Below are 17,424 nucleotides of genomic sequence, written 5' to 3'. Positions count from 1 at the left end.
CGTCGTGCGCTCAGCGCTGCACTTGCCTGTTGAACACATGAGGGGCGAGAGGAAATAGACATGAGAGCGACATTCGCGGTTCTGTTCGCAGCTACATTCGCGAGCATCGGCATGGCCAACGCCGCAGACGGCTGCGGCCCCGGTTGCCATTCGGCGCGCAACGGTGGGTGCGTCGTCGATGGCTGGGAGAGAGGCGCGCGTGTGCGCAATGAGTGTCCAGTCGGAGCTCACCCCCGTCCTCCATGCTACCGATGGTTCGTCTGGAGCCGTCGCGACGGAGCCTGCATCATCAGCCCCAACTAACGGGCGATCCAGATCGGGATGGCCCAAGTCCGTTGCGAGGGCCGGCCTGAGTGAGCCGCGCCTCGCGGCCCACCTAGATTCGTACGACTCTTGAGTGCCGGTGACTGAATGCTGCCGCGTAGCGCGGCTTGATCTAGATCAAACATCCCGATCCCCCGAACGGCAGGTTGCAATGAGAGGCACCGGATGCCGGAACCCGCAACTTATACGGCGCTCGAACGTCTGAACGACGGCAGCCAGATCGAGATCCGATCACTTCGACCGGAGGATGAGGCAGACATGCTCGCCGCGGTCGGACGGGCGAGCGCGCAATCCCTGCAACGCCGCTTCTTCGCGGTGAAGCGCGGCTTCTCGGAGAAGGAGCGCGCCTTCTTCATGGACATTGACTTCAGAAATCATGTCGCGCTTGTCGCACTCCTTGAGGAAGCTGACGGACCGGCGATCGTCGGAGGCGGCCGATATATTGTGTTCGAGCCCGGGCGAGCAGAGATGGCTTTCGTGGTCGTCGATGCCTGGCAAGGACACGGCATCGGCTCGATCCTGATGCGTCACCTCGTCAAGATCGCTCGTGACACCGGGCTGCAAGAATTGACTGCGGAGGTCCTACCTGAAAATGCCGCGATGCTGAGAGTGTTCGGAAAATTCGGCTTCAAGCCGGCCTCGCAGCGAGACCCGCAGACGGTCCATTTGGCACTGAAGCTCAAATAGAGCATGATCCGAAAACGTAGAACCCCGTTTTCCCCTGGCGACAAACGCGAAGCGTTTACGCGGAGATCATGCTCAAACGGATCCCATCAATCAGATCATCCGGTCACTTCTCTCTACTCACGCAGTCCGCGGCAGGCTTACCCGTAGTCCGTACTTGGATTGCAGTATGTGCCCGGCGCGCTCTCCGATGATGATACACGGTGCCATCGTATTTCCGATCGTAACGCGCGGCATGATGGATCCATCGGCGATACGAAGCCTGTCAATTCCATACACGTTGAGTTTGGCATCAACGACGGACATGTCATCACGTCCCATCTTGGCGGTGCATGTCTGATGCCAGTATGTACTGGCGGCATCTCGGATGAAATCTTCCATGTCTTCACCGTTGAGGTCGCCTGGCAGGACTTCTCGCTTCCTAAATGGCCTCATCGCCGCGGAGTTACCGAGCTCTCGACATACGTCGACGCAGGTAATGGCCGCCTTCATGTCATCGGGATGGGACAGGAAGTTTGCCTCAATCTGGAGCGGATCGCCCGGATGCGAACCGGTTAACCGAATCCTCCCTCGGCTCCTTGGCCTCACCAGACCTCCGAACAGCGTAAAGGCGTTGGACGGCGGAGAGAATCTCGCTGCGTTCTCGGCGCTCGTCTTCGCAACAGAGCCAACGCAAACCTGAATGTCGGGATAGTCCAATTCCGAACTGCTTCTGCAGAAGAATGTTGCCTCCACGCCGTTGTTACGACGCGGCAGAGGCTCGTAGGTCTCCCAGACACAATCGAAGCCGACGTGGTCCTGAAAATTCGCTCCAACACCTGGGAGATGCTGCACCAGCGGGATTCCAAACCGTTGGAGCTCGCCCCTGTCTCCGATACCGGATTGCATGAGAATCGTGGGCGTGTGAAACGCGCCGCAGGAGAGGACGATTTCGCAGCCTGCATCAATGCGGCGGATTGCGCCGAGGTGAGAGATTTCTATTCCGGCCGCTCGTTTGCCGTCGAAGACGATACGATTGACAACAGCGTGGGCTAGTACCGTCAGATTCGGCCGATCCATATAAGGAAAGACATATGATCGGAACACAGATTGGCGTTTTCCATTGTGCACCCGTACGTCCATGATGGACGCGCCGGCTTCACCCTCCATCATGCGACCGTTCTGATTCTCGAAAATCGGAATACCCGTCGATCGGCACCCTTCGAGTATTGCCGGCGCTGTCGCGGTGGGGTCTTGTGCCGGCTGAACGAAGACGATACCGCCCGTGCCGCGATATTTCGGATCGGGAGCGCCATGCCAATCCTCAATTCGACGATAGATACCTAGCACCGATTGATAGCTCCAGGCCTCATCTCCAGCCTCGGATGCGAAGAAATCCCAATCGCTCTTATGGCCGCGCGACCAGATCATCGCGTTGACGCTCGATCCGCCACCCAACACCTTCCCCATGGACAAAGGGATGGAACGGCCATTCAGACGGGCATCTGGCTCTGCCTTAAAACCCCAGTCCCGCTCACTTCCAAGATTCGTTGGCCAGGCACCGGCTTCAGTTACGCTTGGATGATCGTCCTCACCGCCAGCCTCGAGCAGAAGAACGCTCACATTTTCGTCTTCGGCGAGACGTCGCGCGACGACCGAGCCTGAAGATCCGGATCCGCACACAATGAAATCATAGTGCTGTCGTAAGTTCGCACCAAGCCGCTGCTGATTCACCCTGACAACCTCTGAAAACTCATTGTTCATGTGCATTACCTCTTTGTCCGGCTGCGGCGCCGCTCCGCAAATGCTCTGCCATGCTTCGATTGTCGTCAGCGTGTTGGACGCGAGCGCTTCTCATGAGGACGCCGCCGTCTATCAATATGATGACCATCAGATCATTTGGTTGCGCAACCGTTTCCGATCCGACTTTTAAGCTACCGTTGTAACCAGTATAATCGGAATGCAGCCGTGACCGATCAATCGGCGCTTCAGCTACGGATCGGCGATGACACCGGGACGCAATCGTCAGAGATGCCGCTCATTCTCAAAATCGTACGATGCAGATAGCGCGCGACGTCGTAGATCTGAACGACGTGGGTCGCAGCGAGGCGGCTCAGTCGCTCGAAAGCTGCGCCATCATTGCTTTTGCGCTTCTCAGGTCCGCTGTCTCGAAACCCTCCGTGAACTTTTCGTACACAGAGGCAAGCGTATGGTGCGCGTCCGCAGGGCGGTCCTGACTGGATCTCAATCGTGCAACACTGATCGCCGTCCTCAGCTCCCAAAACAGCGCGCCCTGGCTACGCGCCACCTGGAGCGACCTGTCGAAGGACTGCTCGGCGGCGACAGCGGAGCGATGTTCGCTGGCGTGGAGCAACAGCTCGCCCTTGATGCGCAGCAGTTCGGCGTGATACCACCGCTCGTCCCTCGCCTCGCAGTGCTCAATCGCCTCATTGACAGCGGCAAGCCCCTGCGCGACGTCACCGGTCTCGCCGAGATAAATTGCCAATTCACCCAGAGGAAGCAGGAAGCGTGGCAGGAATCGCGCTTCGCCGGCCAGTTCGAGCGCTTTTCGCAGCACCGGCAATCCCGTGGCAACGCCGCCGCGCCTTGCCATCACCATGCCCCTGAAGGCGCGCGCCCACAAATTCCATAGCCGGATCGGGTGTCGCTCGGTGTGCTCGATCAGAAGCGCGCAGTAACGTTCCGCCGCATCGAGGTCGCCGGCAAGGAAAGAGATCGGACAGGCGCCCTGCCCCAGCACGCTGCAGAATGTCAGGGCATGGCCGCTAGCTCGGCCTTCCTCGACGTTGTGTTCGACCACGCGCAAGGCCTGGTCGGCAAGCCCCAAGAGCCACAGGATGCGAGCCTGGAAATAGTGCGCCGATACCCGCAGGTCGAAGCGAAAGCGGATCACCTGCGGCTTTGGCGATAGATCCGAAAGGCGCGACAAGGTTCGCGTGATGTGATGATGCGCAAGGTTCTGGTCGCCGAGGTAGTGCAGCGTGGTGGCGAGTAGCCGGTCAGCCATCATCAAGTCGACGGAGTTGCTCGAGCCACCCGCGACCTCGGCAAAGCGGTGCGCGAATTCCAGCGCCTTGCGGAACTGGCCATTGTTGAACTGATCGATGCACAGCCCCCACAGCGCGCGCAGCAAATAATCGGCGTCGCCGAGTTGCTCCGCAAGTTGCAACGCCAAGGCCCAGGCGGGACCGGCCTCCCGCGCCCTGCCGACGCCATACATCAGCGACCAGGCGTGAGCCGCCGACAGTTGCATACGCAGGCGCGATGCGCCGGCGGCGGTGTCATCGATCTTTGCCAGCGCCAACTCCGTGCGCTCACGGCACTCTGCGAGCAGCGACAGTTGCACCCACAGGGGCACCGCGGCCGCGGTCAATGCGACGCCGATCTGCGCATCGCCGCCGGGCGAGAATGCCCAATCAAGGCTGGCACGCACATTGTCGATGTGCCGGCCGTAGTTGGCAAGCCACTCCGCTTGGGGCCTCAACTCGCTTTCGGCTTCAGCATTGGCGAAGAAGCCACGATAATATTGCGCGTGACGGCGCGCGGCGTCGGCAAATTCTCCTGAACCGTGCAGCTTTTCCAGCGCGTAAGCCCGCGTCGTATCCAGCAGGCGGTAGTGCGGCCGGTCGCCGCGAATGTCGGCAACGGCAAGGGATTTTGCCACCAGGTTGGCAAGGTGGTCGGTGACTTCGCCCCTCTCCTGCTCACCAGCGACCGCAATCACCGCGTCAAGCAGGAAGTCTCCGGCGAATATGCCGAGCCGCCGCAAAACCCGCGCCTCCGCCTCCGGGAGCAGGTCATAGCTCCAGTCGAGTGTCGCGCGCAGGGTTTGTTGCCGGGGCAGCGCGGTGCGCCGGCCGGTCGTGAGGAATTTGAATCTGTCGTCCAGAAGCGCCGCGATCTTGGGCGGGCCAAGCATCGCCGCACGTGCCGCGGCAAACTCGATCGCGAGCGGAATGCCGTCCAGCCGGCGGCAAATGGCGGCAATCGCGCCAAGATTCTCCTCGTCGCGCTCGAAGCTCGAACCCTGCGCCCTCGCCCTTGTCATGAACAGTTCGACTGCAGTGTGTTCGAATATCGCGTCCACCGCGAGCAGAGGCTCAGGCGGCACTTCCAGTGCAGGCACGCGAAAGACATGTTCGCCATCGATGCGTAAGGCCTCACGGCTGGTCGCGATAATGGTAGTGTCAGGGCAGCGGCTGACGATCGTCTCCGTCAGCCTGGCTACGGCGCCGATGATATGCTCGCAGTTGTCGAAAACGAGCAGCAATTGCCGGCCGCCGATGGCCTGCGCGATGGCCTCTGCGGAAATCTCTTCGCCTTCCAGTTTGATACCGAGTACGCCGGCAACTGCCGAAGGCACGAGTTCGGGATTTGAAAGCGAGGCCAGTTCGATGAGCAACCGGTCAGCCGTCAAGCCGGCCGGCGGCGATCTGGCCGCCTGCAGCGCCAGCGCCGTCTTGCCGATCCCTCCAGGCCCGACAAGGCTCACAACTCGATAGGCTGACAGCAGCTCCCACAGATGAGAGATCGCGGCCGCGCGACCGATGAGATCGAACGTCGCGGCTGGAATGTTGGTCGACGGCGACAGTTGGGGCGCGACTGGCTGCGCCGGTGCATCGACATGCCGGATCTGCCATGATCCCAGAAGGCGATATCCCCGGCCGACCGTCGTGGCCAGCATGTCGCGATCCTGACCGAAGGCCTTGCGGATCGCCGCAATGTGCACGCGAAGCGCGCCTTCCTCGACGAAGACCCCGCGCCAAACCCGCTTGGTTAAATCATTCTTGGAAACCAGTTCGCCTTCGGCCTGGACCAATTCCGCAATGATTTCAAAGGCCCGTCCCCCCAACGGCACGGGTCCTCCCTGAGAGCGCAATTCCCGTCTGGCAAGATCGATTTCCCATCCCGCGCATGCATAGACGGGGCGCTGGCCTGATCCGGCCGTCATCTAGAGAAGCCCCAAGCAAGTTTCTACGTTTCCACCCAGGCCACCAGCCTATCACCAGTCCGGTCGAAAGAAACAAACCCAGGCGAGAACCAGGTGAGAACTGCGCGGCGTCCGCTTCGTCTGGAGTTTGCCGCGCTCAAACGGTTCAGCCTCTGTGAGAATGGAAGCGAGCGCCGCATCGCGCTGCACAACGACATGCGCGCGTGTGGTCCATGGCCATTGAGGTTCCGGAACGGAACCCCATATTTTCAGCAAGGGAGTTCTTGGCGTGCAGACCGTAAAGGCGGCCTTCGTTGCGGCGATTACAGTCGTCGCTCTGGTTGTCTCCCTCCTTCCCGGTTCAGCGGAGGAGAGCAGTCGTGTTGCACTGACGGTTTCGCTCGATGGTGCGATCGGACCGGCGTCGGCCAGCTACGTGAAGGATGCGCTAGTCAAGGCAGCGGAACGACGCGCCGAAGTCGTCATTCTGCGTCTCAACACACCGGGCGGTCTCACCACCAGCATGCGCGAAATCATCTCGGATGTGCTCGCTTCGCCCGTTCCCGTCATAGGTTACGTCGGCCCCTCCGGAGCCCATGCCGCAAGCGCCGGGACCTACATCCTCTATGCAACCCATATCGCCGCAATGGCGCCGGGCACCAATATCGGTGCCGCGACGCCGGTGCAGATCGGCGGTCCGATCCCGGGTCTGCCGGGCGGTACACCCGACAAGGACGGCAAAGACAAGAAGGATGGCGACCGTCAGGCTGAGCCAAAGGATGCCATGACGGCAAAGGTGACGAACGATGCCGTCGCCTACATCCGCAGCCTCGCCGAACTGCGCGGCCACAATGTCGACTGGGCCGAGAAGGCGGTCCGCGAAGCCGCCACCCTCTCAGCCAACGGCGCGTTGGAGGCACACGTCATCGATCTCATCGCACGTGATCCGGCGGAATTGCTCGCCAAGGTCGATGGTCGCGTCGTCGAGGTTGCAGGTGGCAAGACGCAGCGCCTGGCGACGAAGGATGCCGTCGTAGAGACCATCGATCCCGGATGGACATCCCGCTTCCTGGCGGTCATCACCGATCCAAACGTCGCGTTTGTGCTCCTGATGGTCGGCATCTACGGGCTGATCTTCGAATTCATGTCCCCCGGCGCTGTCGCTCCGGGTGTCGTCGGCACGATCTGCCTCCTCGTCGGCCTGTATGCCCTCAATTTGCTGCCGATCAACTACGCCGGCCTCGCCTTGATGCTGGTCGGAATCGCGCTTCTCACCTTCGAGGCATTCAACCCGACTGTCGTGATCGGCCTCGGAGGGGTCATCGCCTTTGTGCTGGGAGCGGTTATGCTCTTCAGGGTCGAAGCGCCCGGCTACCGACTGTCGTGGCCACTCATCGCCATCGTCGTTGCGATGTTCATCGGCCTTGTTCTCATCGTGCTCGGCTCGCTTCGGCGCGCTCGCCGCGGTCCGGTGCGGGTCGGCGCGCAGGCCATGCGAGGCCTGTCTGCCCAGGTTCTCGATTGGTCCGAGAACGAAGGTCACGTCTTTGCGCACGGCGAGCGATGGCAGGCGCGCGGCGCCGAAACCTTCAAACCGGGCGACATGGTTGAGGTCGCCAATATCGTCGATCTGACGCTGATGGTGCGGCGCGCACCAGCCCCGACCGGCGAAGGAGGTAAATCATGATGCTTGAGTACCTGGTCTATGCAGCGCTGGCGCTGCTCGTCATCATTTTCTTCTCGCAGGCCATTCGCATCCTGCGGGAGTACGAGCGCGGCGTCGTCTTCACGCTCGGCCGTTTCACCGGAGTAAAGGGCCCGGGCTTCATCATCCTCATTCCGGTCGTGCAGCAACTCGTGAAAGTCGATCTCAGGGTGATGGTGCAAGTCGTGCCGCCCCAGGACGTGATTTCGCGCGACAACGTCTCAGTCAAAGTCAACGCCGTCCTCTACTTTCGCATCGTCGATCCCGAGCGCGCGATCATCAAGGTCGGCGATTACATGGCCGCGACCAGCCAGCTCGCACAGACCACCCTGCGCTCGGTGCTCGGCAAGCACGAACTCGACGAGATGCTCGCAGAACGCGACAGGTTAAACGCCGACATCCAGGAAATCCTCGACAAGCAGACCGACGTCTGGGGCATCAAGGTCACTGGAATCGAGATCAAGGATGTCGATCTCAACGAAACCATGGTGCGCGCGATCGCTAAGCAGGCCGAGGCGGAACGGCTGCGGCGCGCCAAAGTGATCAATGCGATGGGCGAGCAGCAGGCCGCAGAAAAGCTCGTCGAAGCCGGCCGGATCCTCGCCCAGGAGCCGCAGGCCATGCAGCTACGCTACTTCGCAGCGTTGCACGACATCGCGGGCGAACGGTCCTCGACCGTGGTGTTTCCGCTCCCGATGAATCTGTTTGACCACCTTGGTCTGCGGAAGGAGTCGGCGTGACTTTGGTCGTTTGCCTGAAGGGGCTACGAACCCGCGATTCAAGCGCGATGAACGTTTCCAAGATCATCGCGCCTTGGCCCCGACAGCAGGCTCCAGGCTGCGCAGCCAGGCAAGCCGGGCGATGGCACGCTCGGCCAGCATCTGCAGGAGCTCGAGACGCGCCGGATCGTCCGAGCGTTCGGCACCGTCCAGATAGGCGTCGGTCAGAGCCTCGGCGATGGTCTGGGCATCAGCTCCCTGCAACGCTGCAGGAAAGGATCCGAATCCGGCGGCACGGGTCGACATCAGTTCGGCCTCTTCGCGAAGCTCGCGAGCGCGGCTCTGCGAACGTCCTAGAATGCGCGCCTCGAGGTCCGCGAGCCGCGCAGCCAGAGCGGATTCCAGCGCGCCGGCATCCACCTGAGCGGCCGCCTCGCCCGCGCGCTCCTTGTGCTCGCGGCGATAGGCGCTGCGGCGTTCCTTGCGCAGGGTCGCCACGTGCGCAAGCTCCTCCCGTGCCATAACTTCGGCGGCCTTCCTGATCTCGGGATCGCCGGTGAACGCCGCGATATAAGACCAGAAGGCAAACGCGCGCTCTTCGTTGCGCACCGCCATCGCCAGGGCGCGATAAGGTGTCGTCAACCGCGACGCCTTGATCTCCGCCATGGTCTCGTCATCGAAAGTTTCCGGCGCATCCCAGCGCACCAGCGCCGGATCAGGTGCCTTGCCACGACGTGACAGCGACCAGCGTGTCACACTATCGACATGCTCCTGCTCGGCGGCCGCAAGCTGCGCGAAGACCGCCGCAAGATCATCCTTGTCCTGCGCCCGCATCTCTTCGGCAAGCTCCGAATAGCGATCGGCCGCCTCCTTCTCCATCGCGTTGGCAAGCGCGAACAGCTCATCCAGCGACTGCAAGGTCCCTGCCGGTTCGTTTTTCAAAAGCAATGCTCGCGTCAGCAGCATGAGCCACCTGCATAGCTGTGTTTGATCCAGAACAAATTCGCGCGTCCCAAATGCGACTAGACAGCCGGTCGGAACAGGAGTCAAATTCCGGTGGTTGGATCGGTGATCCCTTTAGGGTTGTCAGCACCGACGCCCCTTTGTCTCAGTTCAGCGTGTCATCGTCTGCGCCGAGTGGCCGCCCTGGCTATCATCGTTGCAGTCGGCATCGCGCTCTGGACAAACGCGGCCTTGGCAGCGAGCGACCTGGCCACCTATCTGCCAAAAGCCCAACCCGGCGACTTCTTCACAGGTGCGGATCGATTCGGACCGCCGCAGGGCGACCCGCCGATTGTTCCGGTCTATCGCGGCGACCAGCTGCAAGGTTTTGTCTATCTCAACTCGGATTTCGCCAATTCGATCGGTTATTCGGGCAAGCCGATCCACATCCTGGTCGGCATCGATTCCGACGGCATCGTCAGGGGTCTGAAACTCGTCGACCACAAGGAGCCGATCGTCCTTATCGGAATTCCGGAGCCGCGTATCGTCGCCGCCGTGAACAGCCTGATCGGCAAGGATATGAGGCCGATCGCGCAAGGCGCGGAACGGTCGCCGCAGGTCGACATCATCAGCGGCGCGACCGTGACCGTGCTGGTCATGAGCGACAGCATCGTGCGCTCCGCAGTACGACTGATCCGGACCGGACGAATTGGCGGGGGAAGCGCCGTGGCGGTCTCGCCGCCCGCCACCAAGACGCTTGACCTCGGGAAAGGCGAAATTCGTGACTGGGCCAGCCTTGTCGGCGATGGATCGGTGCGGCGGCTGCACCTGACGATCGGCGAGGTCAATGATGCATTCGCGAAGTCAGGAAACACGGCTGCCGCAGAGAACCCTGAAGCAGGCGACGCTAGCGATACCTTCATCGACCTCTATGTCGCGCTCGCCAGCGCCCCGACGATCGGCCGCAGCTTGCTCGGCGATGACGCCTACGAGAGGCTGAAGGAGAGCCTGCAGCCGGGACAGCAGGCGATCATGATTGCCGGCGACGGTGTCTATTCCTTCAAGGGTTCGGCCTATGTGCGCGGCGGCATTTTCGACCGGGTCGAAATCCTGCAGCAAGGCTCCAGCACCCGCTTCCGCGACCGGAATCACACGCGCCTGGGTGCGCTTGCCGCCGACGGCGCACCGGACTTCCGCGAGATCGGATTGTTCATCACGCCGCCCGAATTCACGCTCGACCCGACGCAGCCCTGGGAACTGCAGTTGCTCGTGCAAAGAAACTTCGGCAGCCGCGACAAGGCGTTCCTCACCTTCGATCTCGACTACAATCTGCCCGATCGCTACCTGCGATCCGAACAGCGCGCGGTAACGGCGCCCTCCAGCGCGCCCGAGACGCAGACCCCCTCTCCCGGCTCACAGGTGTCTGCACCAGCGGATGCTGACGAAGAACCGCTATGGATGCGGATCTGGCGCTCTCAGCCAACCTCGATCGCGATCACGGCGATCGCGCTGATCATACTGACCGCTATCTTCTTCTTTCAGAACATCCTGGTGCGACGGCCGATGCTCTACACCTGGGTTCGCCGGGGTTATCTTGCCTTCGTGCTGATCTGGCTCGGCTGGTACGCCAACGCGCAGCTCTCCGTCGTCAACGTCGTGACCTTCACCAACGCGCTGGTGACCGGCTTTCACTGGGAGTTCTTTCTTGCCGCGCCGCTGATCTTCGTTCTCTGGTCCGCAACCGCTGCCGCACTTCTGTTCTGGGGGCGCGGTCCGTTTTGCGGATGGCTGTGCCCTTTCGGCGCGCTGCAGGAGCTCACCAACACAGCCGCGAAATGGCTCAAGGTCCCACAGATCACGGTGCCCTGGGGCCTTCACGAACGTCTATGGCCGATCAAGTACGTCATCTTTCTCGCCCTGTTCGGCCTCTCGCTCTACTCCGTAGCGCTTGCCGAGACCCTCGCGGAAGTCGAGCCATTCAAGACGGCGATCATCCTGAAATTCGCCCGCAGCTGGCCGTTTGTCGCCTATGCGGGCGCCCTGCTCGTCATCGGCCTTTTCATCGAGCGCTTCTTCTGCCGCTACCTCTGCCCGCTCGGCGCTGCGCTCGCGATTCCTGGCCGCATTCGGACCTTCGAATGGCTGCGCCGCTGGAAGGAGTGCGGCTCGCCCTGCCAGCGCTGCGCCAAGGATTGCCCTGTGCAATCGATCCATCCCGAGGGGCACATCAACGTCAACGAATGCATCTACTGCATGCACTGCCAGGAGCTCTACTACGACGATCAGCGCTGCCCGCACATGATCCAGATGCGGCTCAAGCGCGAGAAGTTCCAGGCCATGTCATCACCTTCGATGCGCGCCGGCGGAAGCGGACCGAAGACGGTCATCACGCACGCCGGCAAGCCGGTGCCGGTGCTCGCCACCGCGCAGTCACAAGCTCCAACCAGCCGTTCAGACAAAGGAGACGAACATGGCTAGTGAGAAACATGACGACGACAAGTCGACGACGATCAGCCGTCGTCAGATCGTGGGAACAGCAGCGATCGGCGCTGCCGGCATCGCGGGTGGACTGAGCCTCGGCAGGGGTCTTGCGCCCGAACCGGCGGCGGCACAGACCAAGGCGGCGCCGGCGCGTGCCGGTGGGCTGAAGTCGGAAGTCGCGCCTGGCGAGCTCGACGAATATTACGTGTTTTTCTCGAGCGGCCAGACCGGCGAGCTCCGCATCGTCGGCATGCCCTCGATGCGAGAGTTGATGCGCATTCCCGTGTTCAACCGCTGCAGCGCCACCGGCTGGGGCCAGACCAACGAGAGCCGCAAGATCATGATCGATGGCCTGCTGCCGGAGACTCGCGAGCGGCTCAAGGACCGTCTTGGAATCTGGATGAACGGCGATTGCCACCATCCGCATATGTCGTTCACGGACGGAACCTATGACGGGCGCTACGTCTTCATCAACGACAAGGCCAATACCCGCCTCGCCCGCATTCGCACCGACATCATGAAGTGCGACAAGATCATCGAGCTTCCCAACCAGTACACGATCCACGGCATGCGCGTGCAAAAATATCCTCGCACCGGATATGTGTTCTGCAACGGCGAATACGAGGTACCGCTGCCGAACGATGGCAAGGTGCTGGACGACAAGAGCAAATACTGGTCGATCTTCTCCGCCGTCGACGGCGACACCATGAAGATCGCCTGGCAGGTGATGGTCGACGGCAACCTCGACAATACCGACGCTGACTATCAGGGCAAATATGCGTTCGCGACCTGCTACAATTCCGAGAAGGGCGTGACGCTCGCCGAAATGACCGCAAGCGAGCAGGACTGGGTCACCGTCTTCAACATCAAGCGGATCGAGGAGGCGGTCAAGAAAGGCGACTACAAGGAAATGAACGGCGTGCCCGTGATCGACGGGCGACACGGCTCGCCTTACACACGCTACGTTCCCGTCTCCAACAGCCCGCACGGATTGAACACCGCACCTGATGGGATTCACGTCGTCGCCAACGGCAAGCTGGCCCCGACGGTCAGCGTCATCGACGTCCGCCTGCTCGACCAGCTCTTCGACGACAAGATCAAGCCGCGCGATGTCATCGTCGCCGAGCCCGAACTCGGACTTGGCCCGCTGCACACGGCCTTCGACGGCAGGGGCAATGCCTATACGACCCTGTTTCTCGACAGCCAGGTGTGCAAGTGGAACATCGATCTCGCCAAGCGAGCCTTCAAGGGCGAAAAGGTCAATCCGATCGTCCAGAAGATCGACGTGCAGTACCAGCCGGGCCACAACCATTCCTCGATGGGCGAGACCAAGGAGGCCGACGGAAAATGGCTGCTGTCGCTGAACAAGTTCTCCAAGGACCGCTTCCTCAATGTCGGTCCACTCAAGCCCGAGAACGATCAGCTCATCGACATCTCCGGCGACCGCATGCGCCTCGTCCATGACGGCCCGAGCTTCGCCGAGCCGCATGACGCCGTGATCATTCATCGCTCGAAGCTCGACGGCCGCGTTCTCAGCATCTGGAAGCGCGACGACCCGTTCTTCGAGGACGCGCGCAAGCAGGCGGCCGCGGACGGAGTCAAACTCGAAAGCGACGCCAAAGTCGTCCGCGACGGCAACAAGGTGCGGGTCTACATGTATTCCGCCGCGCCGGCCTACGCGCTTGACAAGTTCGAGGTCAATCAGGGCGACGAGGTGACCGTCTATATCACCAACATCGACGACGTCGAGGACCTGACCCACGGCTTCTGCATCGTCAACTATGGCATCAACATGGAGATCGACCCACAGCAGACGTCGTCGGTGACGTTCGTCGCCGACAAGCCGGGTGTCTACTGGTACTTCTGCACCTGGTTCTGCCACGCCATGCACATGGAAATGCGCGGGCGCATGTTGGTGCATCCGCGAAACGTGTGATGGTGCGGACGACACACCATATGGCGCGGTTCGGGCTGGCGGCGCTTGCCGCCGCCAGCCTTGTCGCGCACGCATCGGCAGCTCAGCTTGCCGTAACGCCGGAGGTCCGTGACCTGCAGGCCGTGCTCGACCAGGCGGCGGAAGGCGATGAAGTGCGCCTCTCCGCCGGCACCTATCGCGGACCGTTGCGGATCGCCCGCCGCATGACGCTTGCCGGCGAAAACGGAGCCGTCGTCGCGGGATCTCGCCAGGGCAGCGTTGTGACTGTCACCGCCCCCGGCACCGTGGTGCGCGGCATTGAAGTACGCGGGTCCGGACGTTCGCTCGAGACGATGGACTCCGGCATTTTTGTCGAGCAGTCCGCGCGCGAGGCTGTCATCGAGGACAACCTTATCGCGGACAATCTGTTCGGCGTCTATGTGCACGGGGCTCCCGATGCCGTGGTTCGCCGCAACCGCATCACCGGCTTGCGCCAGGCACGCGTCAGCGAGGCCGGCAATGGCGTTTCGGTATGGAATGCTCCCGGGGCGAAGGTGATCGACAACGAATTCCGCTATGGGCGCGATGGCATCTTCGTCATCTCGAGCCGCAACAATCTGTTCAGCGGCAACCGCTTCAGCGACCTGCGCTTCGCCGTCCACTACATGTACGCCAATGACGGCGAGATCACGAACAATGTCTCGACCGGGAATACCATCGGCTTCGCGTTCATGTTCTCCAACCGGCTCGTCGTTCGGGACAATGTTTCCGACCACGATCGGGATCGCGGCATCCTGTTCAACGCTGCGAACGGTTCGAAGATCCTTGGCAATGCCGTGATCGGCGGATTGCAGCCGGCCGAGCGCTGGGCGACGTCAGACAGCCGTGCGGCCGAGGAAGGCATTTCGCAGATGGACGCCGGCAGCGCCGCACAGGCAAGCCAGGCCAAGGGGCCGCGCGTCGGCCCGGAAAAATGCGTATTCATCTACAACACCAACAACAGCCGGCTGGAGAACAACTGGTTCGAAGGGTGCGAAATCGGCGTGCATTTCACTGCAGGTTCCGAAGGTAATGCCATCACCGGCAATGCATTCATCAACAATGCCAACCAGGTCAAATATGTCGGCACCCGCTATCTCGACTGGTCGAAAGGCGGGCGCGGCAACTATTGGAGCGACAACCCGGCCTTCGATCTCAATGGCGACGGCATCGCAGACACGGCGTATCGGCCCAACGACCTGATCGACCGGGTGTTGTGGACCGCGCCGGCCGCAAAAGTGCTGATCAACAGTCCCGCCGTGCAGGTGCTCCGGTGGGCGCAGGCGCAATTCCCCGCGCTACTGCCTGGTGGCGTCGTCGACGGCCATCCGCTGATGTCGCCGCCGACACGCCGCAAGCTTGCGGAAGGAATTCGGCCATGACCAGCACGGTACGAATTGCGGAGGTCGGCAAATGGTATGGGCGCATCGATGCAGTGTCCGGCGCCTCGTTCGAGCTCGGCCAAGGCGAAATGGTCGCCCTGATCGGTCACAACGGTGCCGGCAAGACCACGCTGATGAAGCTGATGCTGGGCTTGATTCATCCGACGCACGGCTCGATCCGTGTTCTGGGCGAGAATCCCGCCGCAGGTGAGTTTTCGGCGCGACGCAGGCTCGGCTACCTGCCGGAAAACGTCTCCTTCGATGCCACGCTGACCGGCCGCGAGACGCAGCGCTTTTATGCCAGACTGAAGCAGGAGCCGATCGCAAAGGCAGAGCAACTGCTTGACGTCGTCGGGCTCGGCGCAGCCGCCGACCGGCGCGTCGGAATCTATTCGAAGGGCATGCGCCAGCGCCTTGGCCTGGCACAGGCGCTGATCGGACGGCCACAATTGCTCTTGCTCGACGAGCCGACCACCGGTCTCGATCCGGAACTGCGCCAGACCTTTTATGACGCGATCCAGCGGCTTGCGGCCGAAGGCACCACGGTTCTGCTCTGCTCGCATGCGCTGACCGAGCTCGAGGAACGGGCGGGACGCGTGATCATCATGAACCGCGGGGTCAAGGTCGCCGACGGCTCACTCGATGAGCTGAGGCGGCTGGCGCAGCTACCGACCCGGATCCGGCTCAAAATATCCGACCTTGCTCCCGGCGAGGTACCGGCCTGGCTACCCACATCCGCGCCATGCCGGCGGCTCAACGGCCACGTTATCGAGATCGATGCGCCACCGGAGCAAAAGATCGATCTGTTGCGCCGCCTGACCGCAGCCGGCACTCCGGTTGAGGATCTCGACGTGATGTCGCCGAGCCTCGACGAACTCTACGCGCATTTTCTAAGATCGGCGGAGAGGCCGCGATGAATGCCGTTCTGACCATTACCGCCAAGGAAATCCGCCAGGCCGTGCGCAACCGCTGGGTGCTTGCCGCAACGCTGCTGCTGGCAGCGCTGGCATTGTCGTTGACCTTCCTTGGCAGCGCACCTAGCGGCAGCAATGTGGGCGCGCGTCCTCTCGATGTGATCATCGTCAGTCTTTCGAGCCTTACGATCTTCCTGGTGCCGCTGATTGCGCTCCTGATCTCGCACGATGCCATCGTCGGCGACATGGAACGTGGCACCATGCTCCTGCTCCTGAGCTACCCGGTCGCCCGCTGGCAGGTGCTGGTCGGCAAATTCTGCGGCCACCTCGCCGTGCTCGCCTTCGCGACCTGCTTTGGTTACGGAGCGGCGGTGGCAGCCTTGTTGGCAACGGGCAGCGAAATGGATCGCGAGGGCCTGGCAGCATTCATCGCCATGATCGGTTCCTCCGTGCTGCTGGGAGCGGTGTTCATTGCGATCGGCTACTGGGTCAGCGCGCTGGTGCGCGACCGCGGCACCGCCGCGGGCGTCTGTATCGGCCTGTGGCTGTTGCTCGTGCTGGTCTACGACATGGCCTTGCTTGGCCTCCTCGTCCTGGACAGGGGTCAGAACATGTCGGGCTCCGTTCTCAACACCTTGCTCCTCCTCAATCCGACCGACATCTACAGACTCCTCAATTTGACCGGCTTTGCCAATGTGAGCGCGTTCTCGGGCATGGCAGGGCTTGCCGGCAGCGCGACATTGTCCGTCCGCATCCTCGTGGCGGCGCTCGCGCTGTGGACGCTTATTCCACTGATAGCCGCAAGCCTGTCGTTCTCCCGGAGGGAGCTATGAAGCATATTGCTGTTGTCCATGCGTTGCTTGCGCTGATCCTGCTCGCGGGCTGCAACGAAAAACAGCAGGCCGCGCTGCCGCCACCACATGCGATGACGGCAGAGGCGATCGGCCGCTATTGCGGCATGAACGTGCTTGAGCATCCGGGGCCGAAAGGACAGATCCTGACCGCGAGCCTGATCGAACCGGTCTGGTTCTCCTCGGCACGCGATGCCATCGCCTTCACGATGTTGCCGGACGAGCCCAAGGACATCCAGGCCATCTATGTCTCCGACATGGCGAAAGCGCCGAGCTGGGACAAGCCTGGCGCGGACAATTGGGTCGAGGCGCGCAAGGCGCTGTTCGTGATCGGCAGCCGCATCCAGGGCGGAATGGGCGGCGCCGAGGCCGTGCCGTTCTCTGACCGCGGTGCTGCAGAAAAGTTTGCCGCCGAAAACGGTGGGCGGATCGTTGGCTTCAACGAGGTGCCGCGGGATTACGTGCTGGGATCGAGCGAGACCAGCGCGGCGCCGGATGACAAGGCATCCGCGCCTGGCTCGATAAATTGAGGAGGAGT

12 protein-coding genes are annotated in these 17,424 nt (G+C 62.0%); 9 read left to right on the top strand and 3 right to left on the bottom strand.

Annotation, left to right across the window (positions count from 1 at the left end):
- Window positions 1-489 precede the first annotated feature (489 nt).
- Window positions 490-1,011, top strand: a complete 522-nt coding sequence (locus K288_RS0101130; RefSeq protein WP_027577926.1) for a GNAT family N-acetyltransferase — start codon at window positions 490-492, stop codon at window positions 1,009-1,011.
- Window positions 1,012-1,128: 117 nt separating this feature from the next.
- Here the strand turns inward: K288_RS0101130 and K288_RS0101125 are convergent, their stop codons facing one another.
- Both K288_RS0101125 and K288_RS0101115 read right to left on the bottom strand, forming a co-directional pair.
- On the bottom strand, window positions 1,129-2,751 hold the full coding sequence (locus tag K288_RS0101125) for a GMC family oxidoreductase N-terminal domain-containing protein (RefSeq protein WP_084799437.1): 1,623 nt from the start codon (window positions 2,749-2,751) through the stop codon (window positions 1,129-1,131).
- 349 nt (window positions 2,752-3,100) lie between these two features.
- Window positions 3,101-5,866 carry a winged helix-turn-helix domain-containing protein gene (locus K288_RS0101115; RefSeq protein ID WP_244443006.1) on the bottom strand — a complete coding sequence of 922 codons (2,766 nt, stop codon included), beginning with the start codon at window positions 5,864-5,866 and terminating at the stop codon, window positions 3,101-3,103.
- A 361-nt stretch (window positions 5,867-6,227) separates the two neighbouring features.
- On the opposite strand from K288_RS0101115, the gene K288_RS0101110 reads away from it, so the two are divergent.
- Both K288_RS0101110 and K288_RS0101105 read left to right on the top strand, forming a co-directional pair.
- Entirely contained in the window at window positions 6,228-7,625 is a 1,398-nt protein-coding gene (locus K288_RS0101110; RefSeq protein ID WP_027577923.1) for a nodulation protein NfeD, read from the top strand.
- Window positions 7,622-8,383, top strand: coding sequence for a slipin family protein (locus tag K288_RS0101105; RefSeq protein WP_027577922.1), 762 nt, complete (start codon window positions 7,622-7,624; stop codon window positions 8,381-8,383). The genes K288_RS0101110 and K288_RS0101105 overlap by 4 nt, the downstream gene beginning before the upstream one ends.
- 63 nt (window positions 8,384-8,446) lie before the next feature.
- On the opposite strand, the gene K288_RS0101100 is transcribed toward K288_RS0101105, so the two are convergent.
- Window positions 8,447-9,328, bottom strand: a complete 882-nt coding sequence (locus K288_RS0101100; protein WP_027577921.1) for a ferritin family protein — start codon at window positions 9,326-9,328, stop codon at window positions 8,447-8,449.
- Window positions 9,329-9,556: 228 nt separating this feature from the next.
- On the opposite strand from K288_RS0101100, the gene K288_RS0101095 reads away from it, so the two are divergent.
- Genes K288_RS0101095 through K288_RS0101070 form a run of 6 tightly spaced genes read left to right on the top strand, consistent with a single transcriptional unit; the run spans window position 9,557 to window position 17,416 of the window.
- A complete protein-coding gene (locus K288_RS0101095) occupies window positions 9,557-11,782 on the top strand; it encodes a NosR/NirI family protein (protein ID WP_244443005.1) in 2,226 nt (741 codons plus the stop codon).
- Window positions 11,775-13,721 carry a TAT-dependent nitrous-oxide reductase gene (nosZ, locus tag K288_RS0101090; protein WP_027577919.1) on the top strand — a complete coding sequence of 649 codons (1,947 nt, stop codon included), beginning with the start codon at window positions 11,775-11,777 and terminating at the stop codon, window positions 13,719-13,721. The genes K288_RS0101095 and nosZ overlap by 8 nt, the downstream gene beginning before the upstream one ends.
- 2 nt (window positions 13,722-13,723) lie before the next feature.
- Window positions 13,724-15,121: a nitrous oxide reductase family maturation protein NosD gene (locus K288_RS0101085; RefSeq protein WP_027577918.1), complete on the top strand. Its 1,398-nt coding sequence runs from the start codon at window positions 13,724-13,726 to the stop codon at window positions 15,119-15,121.
- Window positions 15,118-16,038 carry an ABC transporter ATP-binding protein gene (locus K288_RS0101080; RefSeq protein WP_027577917.1) on the top strand — a complete coding sequence of 307 codons (921 nt, stop codon included), beginning with the start codon at window positions 15,118-15,120 and terminating at the stop codon, window positions 16,036-16,038. Before K288_RS0101085 ends, K288_RS0101080 begins: the two co-directional genes overlap by 4 nt.
- A complete protein-coding gene (locus K288_RS0101075) occupies window positions 16,035-16,868 on the top strand; it encodes an ABC transporter permease subunit (RefSeq protein ID WP_027577916.1) in 834 nt (277 codons plus the stop codon). Before K288_RS0101080 ends, K288_RS0101075 begins: the two co-directional genes overlap by 4 nt.
- Window positions 16,865-17,416 (top strand): nitrous oxide reductase accessory protein NosL, encoded by a 552-nt coding sequence (locus tag K288_RS0101070; RefSeq protein WP_027577915.1) that lies wholly within the window; start codon window positions 16,865-16,867, stop codon window positions 17,414-17,416. The genes K288_RS0101075 and K288_RS0101070 overlap by 4 nt, the downstream gene beginning before the upstream one ends.
- Window positions 17,417-17,424 lie beyond the last annotated feature (8 nt).

The organism is Bradyrhizobium sp. Ai1a-2 (assembly GCF_000426245.1).
Lineage (GTDB): Bacteria > Pseudomonadota > Alphaproteobacteria > Rhizobiales > Xanthobacteraceae > Bradyrhizobium.
Note: the sequence above shows the minus strand (reverse complement) of the source record. Positions and strands in the feature narration are given on the sequence as shown.